Annotated in this window: 13 protein-coding genes and 3 pseudogenes; 7 read left to right on the top strand and 9 right to left on the bottom strand. The window is 64.9% G+C overall.

Annotated features, from left to right (window positions below; all coding sequences use genetic code 11):
- Positions 1-202: pseudogene (locus BN9444_RS14770) on the bottom strand (hypothetical protein); the annotation flags it as partial.
- A 173-nt stretch (positions 203-375) separates the two neighbouring features.
- Here BN9444_RS14770 and BN9444_RS06505 point away from each other — a divergent pair.
- On the top strand, positions 376-807 hold the full coding sequence (locus BN9444_RS06505; RefSeq protein ID WP_066491372.1) for a hypothetical protein: 432 nt from the start codon (positions 376-378) through the stop codon (positions 805-807).
- Here the strand turns inward: BN9444_RS06505 and BN9444_RS06500 are convergent.
- Positions 804-1,415: a MazG nucleotide pyrophosphohydrolase domain-containing protein gene (locus BN9444_RS06500; RefSeq protein WP_066491380.1), complete on the bottom strand. Its 612-nt coding sequence runs from the start codon at positions 1,413-1,415 to the stop codon at positions 804-806. The two genes, BN9444_RS06505 and BN9444_RS06500, sit on opposite strands and share 4 nt — an antisense overlap.
- A gap of 59 nt (positions 1,416-1,474) precedes the next feature.
- Between BN9444_RS06500 and BN9444_RS06495 the strand changes: the two genes are divergently transcribed.
- The 4 genes from BN9444_RS06495 to efeB all read left to right on the top strand — a co-directional run bounded on the left by BN9444_RS06495 (position 1,475) and on the right by efeB (position 6,361).
- Positions 1,475-2,992 carry an amino acid permease gene (locus tag BN9444_RS06495; RefSeq protein ID WP_083297753.1) on the top strand — a complete coding sequence of 506 codons (1,518 nt, stop codon included), beginning with the start codon at positions 1,475-1,477 and terminating at the stop codon, positions 2,990-2,992.
- Positions 2,993-3,179: 187 nt separating this feature from the next.
- Complete coding sequence (efeU, locus tag BN9444_RS14765) at positions 3,180-3,983, top strand: iron uptake transporter permease EfeU (protein ID WP_068801621.1); 804 nt, start codon at positions 3,180-3,182, stop codon at positions 3,981-3,983.
- A gap of 6 nt (positions 3,984-3,989) precedes the next feature.
- Positions 3,990-5,120, top strand: a complete 1,131-nt coding sequence (gene efeO / locus BN9444_RS14760; protein WP_066491389.1) for an iron uptake system protein EfeO — start codon at positions 3,990-3,992, stop codon at positions 5,118-5,120.
- A gap of 2 nt (positions 5,121-5,122) precedes the next feature.
- Positions 5,123-6,361, top strand: a complete 1,239-nt coding sequence (gene efeB / locus BN9444_RS06480) for an iron uptake transporter deferrochelatase/peroxidase subunit (protein ID WP_066491393.1) — start codon at positions 5,123-5,125, stop codon at positions 6,359-6,361.
- Positions 6,362-6,399: 38 nt separating this feature from the next.
- Here the strand turns inward: efeB and BN9444_RS06475 are convergent, their stop codons facing one another.
- Positions 6,400-7,425 carry a zinc-dependent alcohol dehydrogenase gene (locus tag BN9444_RS06475; RefSeq protein WP_066491396.1) on the bottom strand — a complete coding sequence of 342 codons (1,026 nt, stop codon included), beginning with the start codon at positions 7,423-7,425 and terminating at the stop codon, positions 6,400-6,402.
- 114 nt (positions 7,426-7,539) lie between these two features.
- Positions 7,540-8,298 (bottom strand): LysR family transcriptional regulator, encoded by a 759-nt coding sequence (locus tag BN9444_RS06470; RefSeq protein ID WP_233423559.1) that lies wholly within the window; start codon positions 8,296-8,298, stop codon positions 7,540-7,542.
- Positions 8,299-8,372: 74 nt separating this feature from the next.
- Here BN9444_RS06470 and BN9444_RS06465 point away from each other — a divergent pair, with 74 nt between their 5' ends.
- Together BN9444_RS06465 and BN9444_RS06460 are read left to right on the top strand one after the other, a co-directional pair.
- On the top strand, positions 8,373-9,269 hold the full coding sequence (locus BN9444_RS06465; protein WP_066511046.1) for an aldo/keto reductase: 897 nt from the start codon (positions 8,373-8,375) through the stop codon (positions 9,267-9,269).
- Positions 9,152-10,159: an aldo/keto reductase gene (locus BN9444_RS06460; RefSeq protein WP_141681512.1), complete on the top strand. Its 1,008-nt coding sequence runs from the start codon at positions 9,152-9,154 to the stop codon at positions 10,157-10,159. The genes BN9444_RS06465 and BN9444_RS06460 overlap by 118 nt, the downstream gene beginning before the upstream one ends.
- 52 nt (positions 10,160-10,211) lie before the next feature.
- On the opposite strand, the gene BN9444_RS06455 is transcribed toward BN9444_RS06460, so the two are convergent.
- From BN9444_RS06455 to BN9444_RS06435, 5 genes and pseudogenes are all read right to left on the bottom strand, one after another.
- Positions 10,212-11,171: an HNH endonuclease signature motif containing protein gene (locus BN9444_RS06455; protein ID WP_068801619.1), complete on the bottom strand. Its 960-nt coding sequence runs from the start codon at positions 11,169-11,171 to the stop codon at positions 10,212-10,214.
- An 86-nt stretch (positions 11,172-11,257) separates the two neighbouring features.
- The gene (locus BN9444_RS06450) at positions 11,258-12,106 is read right to left on the bottom strand and encodes a beta-eliminating lyase-related protein (protein ID WP_068801618.1); all 849 of its coding nucleotides are present in this window, start codon (positions 12,104-12,106) and stop codon (positions 11,258-11,260) included.
- A gap of 119 nt (positions 12,107-12,225) precedes the next feature.
- Positions 12,226-13,197 (bottom strand): annotated as a pseudogene (locus tag BN9444_RS15455) (ABC transporter permease); the annotation flags it as partial.
- Between the two features lie 50 nt (positions 13,198-13,247).
- Positions 13,248-13,810 (bottom strand): annotated as a pseudogene (locus tag BN9444_RS06440) (ABC transporter ATP-binding protein).
- Positions 13,807-14,188 (bottom strand): permuted SH3 domain-containing protein (locus tag BN9444_RS06435; protein ID WP_478219561.1); only part of this gene is annotated, 382 nt, incomplete at its 5' end. The pseudogene BN9444_RS06440 and the gene BN9444_RS06435, both read right to left, overlap by 4 nt.

Here is a 14,188-nt window from a genome sequence, read left to right as displayed (position 1 = left end):
TGCGGCCGGGCGCGTGGACGTCGATGAGCGCGACGGGCTCGGGCGCAGCCGGCGGGACGACGGCATCGACAGGCTGAAGCGTGCGCGTGGGAGACGGCACATGGAAATACGACATGAGCCACGCGACGAGAGAGACGACAAGGAAGACGGCGAGGACCGCAGCACATCCACAGCCGCCCGCGCGCTTTACCCAATCAGTCATGACGGACAATCCTAGCGCTCCCCCGCACCTGCGCCGCGTTGCCCCGCCCGACGCCTAGATTATGACAATTAAGTCTCAACTGTTTACTTTTGTCACATTCACGACTAAGGTGGGCGCGGAACTTTGTTCTCTACCGTGTTGTTGTTCTTCCCTCACCGTTCTAAGGAATTTTCATGAAGCTTCGCGCCACCGTCGCCGCCGCTGCGGCCGCCCTGTCCCTCACCATCGCCCCGTCCGCGTCCGCCGCACAGCTCGACCTCGGCACTCTGCTCGGCGCCGACGCCATCGCGTCCGGCGTCATCAACACCGTCGATTGCGGCACGCTGAAGACCGTACTCCAGGGCATCGACTCCGCCACCGAGGGCGAGCTCCTCACGGAGACCACCACGCAGAGCCAGCTCGCCAAGGGCCTGCAGGGCCTGGGCAAGGTCGAGGGCACGACCAACCCGGCGCTGGCGCTTGCGGCCGTGAAGTACTCCACCCAGACCGCGCAGCGCGCGCAGGCCTGCGGCATCGTCAAGGCTGACGCACCGGGCAGCTTCGGCCTGTCCTCGCAGCTCGAGACGGTCCTCCCGTTCGTCGAGAGCCTGTCCTCGAAGGCTTAACCTTCGCTCGCCTTGCCGCGCGCCCACAGCTCGTCTTGGCGCTCGACCGACACGACGCCGGTCGAGCCGTCGAACAAGTAGGGCGCGCGGCTGCGCATTTTTCGCACGAAACTCGTGGCAACGTCGCCAAAATCAAAGGCGCCGCGGCGCGCGGCGATTTCCGCATGGAAAAGCACCTGCAGCAGCACGTCTCCGAGCTCTGTGCACAGCTCGCTTTCCGATGCCCCCTCCTCCACCGCCGCAGCAAACTCCCGCGTCTCCTCGGCGAGGTACGGCAGGAGCGAGCGATGGGTTTGGCCCATCTCCCACTCGCCGCGCGAGCGCGCGGCGGACATGATGCGTTGAGCCTCGTAGACCGGCTCGTGGCGCGAGGCGGCCTCGATAATCTCCTCGCCGGCGCTGATACGGACGGCGACGGCGGGGTCCGCGGCGTTCGTGGTCACGATGGTGCCGACGCCCGTAGGGTCGATTTTCGTGACGAGATCCCCGAAGTTCCAGCGCACCTTGACGGGCAACTCGCCGGTATACGTCACCGGCTGGGTCACCCGCGCGAGCGCCTCCATGGGGATAAGGTCGGGCCAGCGTTCATCGAGCAACAGAACAGTCATAGCTCCTAGTTTCTCACAACGGTTTTCACCCGCCGCGTCAAGTCTGTAATTTTATACAGATGAACAACCCTTCCACAGGTGCAGCAGCCCTTACGGGCGCCGCCGCGGCAGACGGCTCGGGCGCGCGCACCCACTCCGTCACCATCTGGACTCTCGTCGCGCTCATCATCGGTTCCACCGTCGGCGCGGGCATCTTCTCTCTCCCACAGAACATCGCGTCGGTCGCAGGCCCGGGCGCCATGCTCATCGGCTGGCTCATCGCAGGCGTGGGCATGCTCTCCGTCGCTTTCGTCTTCCAGATCCTGGCGCAGCGCAAGCCAGCGCTCGACTCGGGCGTCTATTCCTACGTGCGCGCGGGCTTGGGCGACTTTATCGGTTTTACCTCGGGCTGGGGCTACTGGCTAGGCTCGGTCATGGCGCAGGTCGGCTACGCCACATTGTTCTTTAACACGATCGGGCACTACGTGCCGTTCTTCGACGCGGACCACCGCTTAGCCTCGGCCATCGCGGTCTCCGCGCTGTCGTGGACGATCTTCGCGGTGCTCGCCCGCGGCATCAAGCAGGCCGCATTTATGAATATGGTGACGTCCGTGGCCAAGCTCGTACCCATCCTGGCGTTCGTCGTGCTCGTCGCGTTCCTCGGCTTTAGCTGGGACAAGTTCACCTTCGACTTCTGGGGCGAGGACTCCGGCACGCCGCTCTTCGAGCAGATCCAGGGCATCATGTTGTTCACCGTCTGGGTCTTCATCGGCGTCGAGGGTGCTTCGGTCTACTCCAAGCAGGCACGCACCCGCCGCGACGTCGGCCGCGCCACCGTCATCGGTTTTATCTCCGTACTCGCGCTCCTTGTCTCCGTCTCCACGCTCTCCTTCGGCGTGCTAAGCCAGGCCGAGCTCGCCGCGCTCCCGGATAATTCAATGGCCTCCGTGCTCACCGCCGTCGTCGGCCACTGGGGCGGCGCGCTCATCTCGCTCGGCCTGTGCTTGTCCGTCCTCGGCGCCTACGTCTCCTGGCAGATGCTCTGCGCCGAGCCCATCGTGCTCATGGCCGTCGACGGCCTGCTCCCCCGCCGCATCGGCACCGTGAACATCGCGGGTGCCCCGTGGGTCGCGCAGCTCATCTCGACCATCGCCATCCAAATCTTCGTCGTCGTGTTCTACTTGAACGAGACCTCGTATAACGCGATGGTCCAGCTCGCCACCATCATGTACCTCCTGCCGTACATCTTCTCCGCGCTCTACCTCGTGCTGCTAGCCTCCCGCGGCCGCGGTTTCACGCGCCCCAGCGACAAATTCGACCTTTCAGGCCCCGAGGTTTCCCCGCGCGAGAACCGCCACCACCTCGCCATTGGCCTCGTCGCCTTCATCTACTCGTTGTGGCTCATCTACGCCGCCGACCTCGTCTACGTCCTCCTCGGCGCGCTCGCCGTCATCCCGGGTCTCATCCCCTACGTCGGCACGCGCCTAGCCAAGAAGGAGCGCGTCTTCAACGGCTTCGAGTGGTTCGTCGTCGCCCTCGTCTTCGTCGGCGCCATCGCCGCCGTGTGGGGCCTCGTCAACGGCAGTCTCACGCTCTAACCAGCACATTCCGCACCTCACGCCGCAACCGCGGCTAAACACAAATTGGGGTAGCCTCACCTTACGTGAGCTGCCCCTTTTGCATGCCGTCACACATCACGCCCGTTTCATTATGGCAAGCCTAACCTGAGTTGGATAATAAAAGCGGCGCGACCCGCCGCCACCCCACCTGCTCAGGAAGGACGCCATGTTATTCGCCAACCTCCTCATCGGCCTGCGCGAGGGCCTCGAGGCCGCCATGGTCGTCACCATCCTCGCCGCCTACCTCACCAAGTCCGGACACTCGAAGCAGATGCGCTGGGTCTGGGCCGGCGTCGCCGCTGCCATCGCCGTGACGCTCGCCGTCTTCGCCATCATTTACTACGGCACCAAGACGCTGACCACGGTGGGCCAGGAGATTATTGGGGGCATCGGCAGCCTCGTCGCCGTGGCCCTGGTGAGCTACATGCTGCTGTGGATGCACGGCGCCTCGAAGAATATGAAGGCTGAGCTCGAAGGCAAGCTCGAACACGCCATCGCCGTCGGCCCCGGCTCTGTCTTTGTCCTGGCGTTTATGGCCGTCGTCCGCGAGGGCATCGAAACCGCGCTGCTCGTCTTCGACACCTTTGCCTACGGTTCCTCGGCCACGCCAGCGCTTGGCCTCTCGCTAGGCATCGCCATCGCCGTCGCGGTGGCCGTGGCCATGTACTTCGGCGCGATCCGCATCAACTTGCGCACGTTCTTCCGCGTCACAGGCATCCTGCTCGTCATCGTCGCCGCAGGCATCCTGCGCTACGGCCTTACGGACCTCCAGGAGGCCGGCCTGCTGCCGGGCCTGCACACACTCGCCTTCGACGTCTCGCACATCATCGCCCCGGGCACCGCGCTCGTGACGTTTATCGAGGGCATCTTCAACCTCGTCCCCGCTCCCACCACGCTGTCCATGGTGGGCTGGGCCGTCTACCTCGTTATCGCTCTGTACCTGTTTCTCCGACCGACTAAGAAAGCCTAACTACTCATGAACCGCACTGTCTCTGTACTTGTCGCCGGCCTCGCGTTGGGATCGCTCACCGCCTGCGCGGACAAAGTCGACGAATCGCAATCCACCAACTTCACGGTCGCCGCCACGGACGACGCCTGCACCGTCTCCGGCGCCGAGGCCACCACCGGCACCTCGACCTTCGAAGTCACCAATAACGGTGAGAAGACCACGGAGTTCTACGTCTACACCTCCGGCGGCCGCGTCGTCGGCGAGGTCGAAAACATCGGCCCAGGCGCCACCCGCAAGCTCGTCGTCCAAATAACGGACCCGGGTGACTACACACTCACGTGTAAGCCGGGAATGGTCGGCGACGGCTTCTCCCAAACGCTGAAGGTGACCGGCGAGGCCGTGGAAGCCTCCACCGACGAGGTCCTCACCCAGGCCGTCGACGGGTACATCTCCTACGTCCGCTCGCAGACCACCGCGCTGCAGGGGCAGGTCGACGAGTTCGTCGCCGCCATCGAGTCCGACGATATCGACACCGCGAAGGAACTTTTCCCGCTCGCACGCACCCCATACGAGCGCATCGAACCCGTGGCGGAGTCCTTCCCGAACGACCTCGACCCGCGCATCGACCTGCGCGAGGCCGACATCCAGGAGGGCGACACCTGGTCCGGCTTCCACAAGATCGAAAAGGATCTTTGGGTAAACAAGAAGATCACGGACGAGACCAAGGCGGACGCCGCCCAGCTCAAACAGGACATCGCGGAGCTCGTCGACGGCGTGGCCGCGGACGACTACACGCTCGCGCCCGTCCAGATCGCGTCCGGCGCTCAGGGCCTGCTCGACGAGATCGCCACGTCCAAGATCACCGGCGAAGAAGACATCTTCTCCCATACCGACCTTTACGACTTCCAGGCAAACCTCGACGGCTCCCGCGCGGCCATCGCGTCGCTGGAGAAGGCGCTCAACGAGCGCGACCCACAGCTGCTCACCGACATCAACGAGCGTTTCGACGCCGTCCAGACGCTGCTCGACACGTACCGCGAGGGCGATGGCTTCGTCTCCTACGACAAGGTCTCTCAAGACGAACGCCGCAAGCTTTCCGATGCCCTCGATGTCCTCACCGAAAAAGTCTCCACCGTCCAGGAAGTCGTAGCGAGCTAGCCATGAGTCGTTCTTTTAGCCGTCGCGCGCTCTTCGGCGGGGCCGGTCTACTCGCCGCGGGGACGGTCACAGCATGCTCCGATAGTTCCGGCCGGGATGGAGTCACGGCCGCCGCAGCTATCGTAAAGTTCAACGGCCCGCACCAGGCCGGCATCGTCACGGCGCAGCAGGACCGTCTCCACTTCGCGGCGTTCAACGTCGTATCAAAAGACCGCACGGAACTCGAGGAGCTCCTGCGCACGTGGACCGCCATGGCGCGGCGCATGACGCGGGGCCAGACCGCTGTCGATGAGGATATCTCCGAGGTCGGCCAGCACTCTGTCCCGCAGGATACCGGCGAGGCCTACGACCTGGAGCCGGCGAACCTCACGCTCACCATCGGCTTTGGCCCCTCGCTCTTTGACGAGCGCTTTGGCTTTGCCTCCGCACGTCCGGCCGAGCTGGAGGATTTGCCAAAGTTTGCGGGAGACCAGCTCATCGGCAAGCTCTGCGGCGGCGATATTGCCATCCAGGCATGCTCGGACAACCCGCAGGTCGCCGTGCATGCCATCCGGAACCTCGCGCGCGCTGGCCGCGGCGTCGTGGAGTACAAGTGGTCGCAGCTTGGCTTCGGGCATGCGTCGACGACGACTCGCGAGCAACAAACGCCGCGCAACCTCTTCGGGTTTAAAGACGGCACGAACAATATCAAGGCCGAGGACACCGACCTGGCGGACGAACATATCTGGGTCTCCGGCACGAACTCGTGGCTCGACGGCGGCACGTTCCTCATCACGCGACGCATTCGTATGCTGCTGGAGAATTGGGACCGGCAGGTGCTCTCCGACCAGGAGGAGACGTTTGGTCGCGTCAAGAGCTCAGGCGCGCCGCTCGGCCGTGAGAACGAGTTCGACGAGCTGCCGCTCGACGAGTATGTCGGTACGTCGGGCCCGGTCATTCCGCTTACGGCGCATGCGCGGCTAGCGAGCCACCAGGAAAATGGCGGGGCGCGCATGCTACGGCGTGCGTATAACTTCACGGATGGCATCGACGACTTCGGGCATATGGACGCGGGGTTGTTCTTCATCGCGATCGTCAACTCCCCTGCCGAGCGGTTTATCCCCATTCAAAAGAAGCTCGCGAAGTCGGACAAGATGAATGAGTACGTGCGCTACGAGTCGTCTGCCATCTTCGCCTGCCCGCCGGGGCTTGCAGATGACAACGATTGGTGGGGCCGCGGGCTCTTCGAGGCCACGGCCTAGATGCGTCCGCGCCGCGTGCGTGCGGCGCGGACTCCGCCCTAATAGCGAATGACGCGGCGGCCTTCGATGCCGCCCTTGATAAGTCCCTCGAAGACCTCGTTGACGTCGTCGAGCTTGACCTCCTCGACCGTCGGCTTAATCATTCCACGGGCGTAGAAGTCGAGCGCCTCCTCGAGATCCTGGCGTGTACCCACGAGCGAGCCGCGGATGGTGAGGCCCTTGAAGACAATGTCGAAGATGGGCGCGGGGAACTCTCCCGGCGGCAGGCCGTTGAAGACGATGGTGCCGCCCTTGCGCGCCATGCCGATGGCCTGGCCGAACGCCTGCGGGTGAACGGCCGTGACGAGCACGCCGTGGGCGCCGCCCTTGGTGTACTCAGTAACGGCCTCGGCCGGGTCCGCTTCCTTGGCGTTGACGGTGTACTCGGCGCCGTGCTTCTTCGCCAGCGCTAGCTTCTCTTCTGAGATATCCACCGCGATGACGCGCATGCCCATGGCGACGGCGTATTGCACCGCGATGTGCCCCAGTCCACCGATGCCGGAGATGACCATGAACTGGCCCGGGCGTGTCTCTGAGACCTTGAGGCCCTTGTAGACCGTGACGCCAGCGCAAAGAATCGGCGCGACCTCGATCGGGTCCGAGCCTTCCGGGATGCGCGCGCAGTAGCGGGTGTCCACGAGCATGTACTCGCCGAACGAGCCGTCCACAGTGTAGCCACCATACTCCGCCTCGTCACACAGCGTTTCCCAGCCGGTGCGGCACTTCTCGCACACACCACACGCGGACCACAGCCAGACGTTGCCCACAATGTCGCCTACCTCGACGGTGTGCTCGCCCGGCCCCAGCTTGACCACTTCGCCCACGCCCTCGTGCCCCGGGATGAACGGTGGCTCCGGCTTCACAGGCCAGTCGCCTTCCGCGGCGTGGACGTCCGTGTGGCAGATGCCCGACGCAAGGTTACGCACAAGTGCTTGGTTGCGACCCGGTTCCGGAAGATCCGCCTCGCGGATATTCAGGGTAGGTCCGAATTCTTCGACGACAGCGGCAGTGAATGTATCACTCATTATGTACTCCTTTACTACGGGTCGATGACGTCACCCAGACTAGAAATCTCGCCCGCGTGCGCGAGCCGCCCTACCCCGCTGCAAATTCCGCAAAACTGTGACCTAACACGAAACCTACGCGATGAGTGACATAGCACATCCAGACTGCAAAGATCGCATTGTTACCCCCGACCTGCATAAATGAATACCCATTTCATTAACCTCGGTCGTTTCCTCCATCCCGCACGAAGGCATGCCGAATGACCCCAGCCTTGGCTGGGGTTTCCTTTCGGCTGTTAGTCCACGGTGCAGAGTAGGCGCTTGCCGTACGGGGNCGTCCATCCAAAAACCGATGTCCGCGAGCACGAGGAAGGGCTCGCCGTTGAGGTCCGCGAACCGCACGTGGCGCCGGCCCGCCAGCCGATGCGCCGCGGGCACGTTGGCGTAGAGGTCCTCCGTCATGAGCTGGTGGCCGGGCGGGCGCAGCGTGATGCGCAGGTCTGCGTCGACGCGCTCTGGATTCGCCGCGAGCTCTGGGTCGAGGATGAGCCCCGGCATGAGCTGCGTGGCAAGCTCCGCGAGCCGCCAGCTCGGCGCCGGTGCTGCCGATGCCACCGTCACCGTCCGCTGCTTCCTACTCAGCGCTGTCAGGTCTCGGCGCAGCGTCTCCGCGCGCGCCGTGAGTTCCGTGGCTGCGGCCAGCGCGAGCTCGCCAGCTTCGTTGAATTCGACGTGGTTCTTCGTCCGGCGGAACAGTTCGGTTCCGAGTTCGCGTTCGAGCCGTTGGATGGACCGGGAGAGTGCGGGCTGGGTGAGGTGGAGGGCATCGGCAGCCGCGGAAATCGTGCCTTCCTCCGCGACAGCCTGAAGCTGGCGTAGCTGTTCAAGCTCCATGTATGCCTCCAGTGCATGGTGGTCTGTTGAAAAAGCATTGTACGCATGCGCAGCCGGCATGTCTTAGTGGGTTCATGGAATTCACAACACTTGCAAACGGACTGCAGATGCCGAAGCTGGGCTACGGCGTCTTCCAGATTGACGACGACACCACAGAGCGCACCGTGGCCCAGGCGCTCGACACGGGCTACCGCATGATTGACACGGCGCAGGCGTATTTCAACGAGCGCGGCGTCGGTGCGGGCATCAAGGACTCCGGCGTGGCGCGCGAGGATATCTTCCTCGTGACGAAGGTGTGGGTCACCAACTACGGCCGCGCCTACGATTCGCTGCAGGAATCGCTCGAACGCCTGGGCACCGACCACGTGGACCTCGTGCTGCTACACCAGGCCTACAACGACTACTACGGCGCGTGGCGTGACCTCGAGCGTGCGTACTCCGACGGCCTCGCCTCCGCCATCGGCGTGTCCAACTTCAACCCCAACCGCATGCTCGACATCGCGGCGTTCTCCGATGTCACGCCGATGGTCAACCAGATTGAGAGCCACGTCTTCCGTCCCGCGCGTGAGGACCATGCCGTGATGGACGACCTCGGCGTGGCGCACATGTCCTGGGGCCCGTTCGCCGAGGGCATGAACAACATTTTCGCAAACCCCGTCCTGAACGAAATCGCCTCCGCTCACGGCGTAACCGCCGGCCAGGTCGCGCTGCGCTACTTGCTCGACCTCGACGTCATTGTCATTCCGAAGACCGTGCGCCCGGAGCGCATGGCGGAGAACCTCGACGTCTTCGACTTCTCGCTTACCGAGTCCGACCACGCCGCGCTCGCTTCACTCGAGGAGCCTGGTTTTAGCTGCTTCGATCACACCAACGTGGAAACGGTCCGCGGGCTGTTGGGTTACATCAAGGAGAATATGTACATGCTGCCCCGCATTGGCTACGGCGCGATGGGCTTGTCCCACGCGTACTGAGCCCCGCTTGCCGATGCCCCTCCAGCCTCACCGCCGCCTTCGACGCCGGCTATCGCTTCTTCGACACGGCGGAGATCTACGGGCCCTTCGAGGACCCGCACCTCAACGAACGCGTCGTCGGCGAGGCGCTCGCGGGCGTGCGCGACGAGGTGCAGATCCTCACTAAGTTCGGCATCCGCTTCGCGCCCTCAGACGGTACGGGCGCGCACCCTATCGTGCCAGACGCCCGGCCTGCGGGAATCCGCGCCTCCGTGGAAGGCTCTCTGCGGCGGCTGCGTACGGACCACATCGACGTTTACCTGCAGCACCGTCAAGATCCGGCGGTGCCCGTAGAAGAGGTCGCAGGCGTCATGGGCGAGCTCATCGCAGAGGGCAAAATCCTTGGGTGGGGCCTGTCCGAGGTTGACGAGTCCACGCTGCGCCGCGCGCAGACGGTGACCCCAGTGGCCGCCATCGAGAACCGCCTGTCCATGATGGCGCGGTGGCACGAGCCGTTGCTGCCCGTCGTCGAGGAGCTCGGCGCGCAGTTCATCGCGTTTAGTCCGCTGGCCAATGGCCTGCTCACCGATACCGTGGGTGCCAACGCCTCCTTCGGCGACGGCGACTACCGCGCCGTGATGCCGCAGTTCCGCGACTACGGCGCGAACGCGGAGCTGCTCGCGCTCGTCCGCCGGCTGGCTGCGGTGCATGACGCGACGCCTGCGCAGCTCTCGCTGGCCTGGGTCATGGCCAAGGGCGCGGTGCCTATCCCCGGCAGCCGCAAGCCTGAGCGTCTGCGTGAGAATCTCGCCGCGACCGACATTGTTCTCACAGCTGACGAGGTCGCCGACATCGACGCAGCCCTCGACGTCACCGCCGTGCCCGAGGTCTTCGGTGGCACCAAGAGCTAAAACGGCACGCCGAATCGCCCGCCCCTCGGGGGCGGGTTTGCGTTTGTGGGGGTTAGTCCACCGTGCAGAGTAGGCGCTTGCCGTAGGGCGTGACGTACCAGTAGTTGCCCTCGGCATCGCGGGTATACGAATCACCGTCGCCCTTGCGTCCGTTATGGAACCGGCACAGCGGCACAAGGTTCGCGACGTTCGTGTCGCCGCCCTTGTTCCGCGGAATGAAGTGGTCACGCTCGCACAACAAAGCCGGCGTCACACAGCCCGGGTGAATACACTGCGGATGCAACGCAAACGCCATGAGCGTTTGCTTCTCATTGAAGATCGGCGTCGACTTAAAGCAATCCACCGGCTCGCCCCACTCGCTCACCAGCGTGACGTAGCCGACCTCCGCGAGCTTCTCCTGCGCAAGCAGACGAGCCGGGCGCACTGTCCCATCCGTGGCACGAATGAGCTTTTCTCCCTTGAGGTATTCCTCGTGCTCATCGAGACGAATAACCACATGCGCAGCACGCGCCGGTGCCTGAATTTGCTCCCCGCCAGCGACAAACTGTTTGAACCCGTCAAGCAGGTTATCGCCGGGCAGCGCGCCGAGCATATCCATCAGCCACGGATCCTGGGTGTTAATCACCAAACGGTGCCAACCGTCTTTGCCATAGGTATGGCGGGCAGACTCCACGCGGGTCTTCGGCGTGGCAAGCCTCGCGCCGACCTCATCGAGCTTGGCCTCCGCCGTGCCACACAAGGTCACGCGGGCAGCGTTAGGATCCTCGCAGCGCGCGGCGAGCACCTCAATCCGGGCGAGCACGCGCAGGGAATGGCCAGCAGCGCGGGCGGCCTTGCGGGCCTCAGCAATGCCTTTAGGCTTAGCGCGCCAATAAACGGCAGCCAGCGGCTGAACAAACTTGGCATCGGCAAGCGTTAGGCCGCGGTCACGGAGCTCAGCCACGGTAAGGCCGGCGGCTTCCTTGAGAGAATCGACGCCGAGAGCAAGAGCATCGAAGATCGAGACGGTCATGCCACGGAGGTTAAGGAGGCATCGGAAAGCCTGCAACCGATTGCCCAATGCATTTGTCGAACAGGGGTATTCGAACAGGGGTAGACCTAGAGTTGGGCGATGGAGGCACAGAGCGCGTCGACGTCATCGTCGCGCGTGGACCAGGACGTGCAAAAACGCACGGCGCGTAGGCCGTCGTGTTCCTCGAAGAACTGGCAGACGTAGTCCTCGGACAGCGCAGCCTCCTGCTCGGGTGTGAGGAGTGCGAACTGCTGGTTGGTGGGTGAGTCGAAGAGCAGCCGAATGCCGACGGAGGCGAAGGCGGCGGCTATGCGCTGGGCTTGTTCGTTGGCATGCGCCGTAATTGCCTCGTAGAGGCTGTCGGTGAAGAGGGCCTCGAACTGCGCGCCGAGCAGCCAGCCCTTGGCCAGCAGCCCGGAGTTCTGCTTCATCGCGTTGCGGAAGTAGGGGTGCGGGGTGGCGAAGACGATGGCTTCGCCGAAAGCGGCGCCGCATTTGGTGCCGCCGATGGTAAACACGTCCGCGAGACGCGCGAGGTCCGGCAGCGTGACGTCGGAGGCGGCGAGGCCATAGCCGAGGCGCGCGCCGTCGACGAAGAGCGTGAGCCCGAACTCATCGCACACGGAGCGCAACGCGGCGAGCTCAGAACGTGAGTACACGGTGCCGTATTCGGTGGGTTGCGAGATATAGACCATCGCGGGCTCGACGGCGTGCTCGAGGACGCCGGAGCCGCGGTACTCCTCGACGAGCGCAGCGACCTGTGCGGCCGTGATCTTGCCCAGCGCTGAGGGTAGCGTCAGGATTTTGTGGCCCGCGTGCTCGACGGAACCGGTCTCGTGGGTATTGATGTGGCCGGTATCGGCGGAGATAACGCCCTGCCACGGCCGCAGCAGGGAGGCGATGGCAGTCGTGTTGACCTGCGTGCCGCCCACCATGAAGTGCACGTCTGCGGCGGGCGCGGCACACGCGGTACGGGTGAGCGACGCGGCGCGGGCGGGGGGCTCGTCGGGACCGTAGCCCCCATGGGGTCCCCGCGCGGCGGNAGGCGGATGTCACGCCGCCGCGCGCCGAGCGCCTTGCGCACGCCAATCTCGCGCGTGCGCTCCGTGACGGTAATCAGCATGATGTTCATAACGCCGATGCCGCCGACGAGCAGCGAGATCCCGCCGATAGCCGCAATCGCCGCGGACAACGCCGTGAGCAGCTGGTTGAGGCTCGCCAGGTCCTTGCTAAAGTCGGTGACCTCGACGCGGTAGTCCTCGTTGTCGGCGTACATCGAGTCGAAGGCCGCTTGGAGCCGTGCGCCGAGCGCGGCCTTGTCTGTGCCGGCCGCCGCGCGGATGGACACGGAGGAAAAGGCCTCGCCGGCTAAGGGGGCATCGGAAAGCTGGGCAGCGAGGGGATAGGGCACGAGCGCGTGTTCGGGCCCGCCGCCACCGATGAGCGCGCCGGTGGCGGGGCTGTCGTAGACGCCGATGACCGTGAGTTCCAGATCCGTGCCGTCGAGCGGGGCAAAATTCAGCGTCTGGCCCACCGGGTCGGCGTCGCCGAAGAGCTCGGTGGCGGTCGCGGCGGAGAGCATGGTCACGGCACGGTCGGCTGCGATGTCGTCGTCCGTGAGTGCGCGGCCGGTGCGGACGGTGAACTGCGAGGCCGTCACGTAGTCCGGGTTGGTGGGTTGCACCATCACCGCTGAGCTTTCCGATGCCCCTTCGGGCGTCAGGTCGCCCGGATGCGTGTCGTATTCGCCGATGATGACGCCCTCGACGTCCGGCGCGAGCGCCGTGCGCACCTGCTCGAGCTGTTCGGGGGTGAGGAGGGAGTCGGGGTCGTCGACGGAGGACTCGACGTAATAGTCGGTCTCGCCTTCGTCGGTGCGTTCCTTGACCTGGACCTGGAAGTTATTGGCGCCGACCTTGTCGAGGTCAGAGGTGAACTGGCCCTTGAGCGCGGAGCCGAGGGTGAGGATCGCGATGACGGCGGCAATGCCGATGATGACGCCCAACAGCGTGAGTAGCGAGCGCATCTTGTTGGTGCGCAGCGAGGTGAGCGCCATGCGCAGGGATTCGGTGAGATTCATTTCAGCACTCCGTCCGTCATGGTTACGGTGCGCGAGCACTCGGCGGCGAGTTCTGGGTTGTGGGTGATAAACACGATGGAGGTGCCACGCTCGCGGTTGAGCTCGTGGAAGAGGTCCATGACCAGGCGGCCGGTCTGGGAGTCAAGGGCACCGGTGGGCTCGTCGGCGAGGATGACCTCCGGGTTGTTGGCGAGCGCGCGGGCGATGGCGACGCGTTGCTTCTGGCCGCCGGAGAGTTCGTTGGGCAGGTGGCTGGCGCGCTCGGACATGCCGACGAGGTCGAGGAGCTCNAGCCGAGCTTGTCGGCGCGCAGGCGGGCGAGCGCGTCATCGTCGTAGGCGGAGACGTCCTCGCCGTCGAGGAAGTACTCGCCTGCGGTGGGGCGGTCGAGCAGCCCAATGATGTTCATGAGCGTGGATTTGCCGGAGCCGGACTGGCCGATGACGGCGACGAACTCGCCGGGCTCCATCGAGAAGTCGCAGCCGGGCAGGACGGTGATTTCGGCGTCGGTGCCCTCGTTAAAGCGCTTGACGATGCCCCGCATGTCGATGAGGCTCATTTCTCTCCGCTCGCTGCGTCGGGCAGGTATGCCTGCTGACCTACGTCGCCTTCGTGGGCCGCGCCCTGGGTAAGCACGCGGTCGCCGCGGTGGAGGCCTTCGGTCACGGCGGCCTCGAAATCGGTGCGGGTGCCCAGTTTCACGTCGCGGCGCTCGATGGTGCCGGAGTCGGAAACGACGAGCACGGCTTTGTCGCCGTCGATGAGTGCGCTGAGCGGCACCGTGAGCGCGTCTTTGTCCTCGTGCGTGACGACCTTGACCTTCGCGGTGGAGCCCAGGCGTAGGCCCTCGCGGTTGCCGTCCACGCGGACCTCGATGGGGAACTCGGCTTTCGCAGAGCCGGAGCCGGCGGGCGCGGCGGCTGCGGCGCCGGAGGAG

The sequence above is a fragment of the Corynebacterium phoceense genome, from assembly GCF_900092335.1.
GTDB lineage: Bacteria > Actinomycetota > Actinomycetes > Mycobacteriales > Mycobacteriaceae > Corynebacterium > Corynebacterium phoceense.
This window is presented reverse-complemented; position numbering and strand designations above follow the sequence as displayed.

Excerpts from the sequence above, each read along its gene's own strand:
- BN9444_RS06505 (WP_066491372.1), top strand. The coding sequence starts at position 376 with ATGAAGCTTCGCGCCACCGTCGCCGCCGCTGCGGCCGCCCTGTCCCTC.
- BN9444_RS06500 (WP_066491380.1), bottom strand. The coding sequence starts at position 1,415 with ATGACTGTTCTGTTGCTCGATGAACGCTGGCCCGACCTTATCCCCATG.
- BN9444_RS06495 (WP_083297753.1), top strand. The coding sequence starts at position 1,475 with ATGAACAACCCTTCCACAGGTGCAGCAGCCCTTACGGGCGCCGCCGCG.
- efeU (WP_068801621.1), top strand. The coding sequence starts at position 3,180 with ATGTTATTCGCCAACCTCCTCATCGGCCTGCGCGAGGGCCTCGAGGCC.
- efeO (WP_066491389.1), top strand. The coding sequence starts at position 3,990 with ATGAACCGCACTGTCTCTGTACTTGTCGCCGGCCTCGCGTTGGGATCG.
- efeB (WP_066491393.1), top strand. The coding sequence starts at position 5,123 with ATGAGTCGTTCTTTTAGCCGTCGCGCGCTCTTCGGCGGGGCCGGTCTA.
- BN9444_RS06475 (WP_066491396.1), bottom strand. The coding sequence starts at position 7,425 with ATGAGTGATACATTCACTGCCGCTGTCGTCGAAGAATTCGGACCTACC.
- BN9444_RS06465 (WP_066511046.1), top strand. The coding sequence starts at position 8,373 with ATGGAATTCACAACACTTGCAAACGGACTGCAGATGCCGAAGCTGGGC.
- BN9444_RS06455 (WP_068801619.1), bottom strand. The coding sequence starts at position 11,171 with ATGACCGTCTCGATCTTCGATGCTCTTGCTCTCGGCGTCGATTCTCTC.
- BN9444_RS06450 (WP_068801618.1), bottom strand. The coding sequence starts at position 12,106 with ATGGTGGGCGGCACGCAGGTCAACACGACTGCCATCGCCTCCCTGCTG.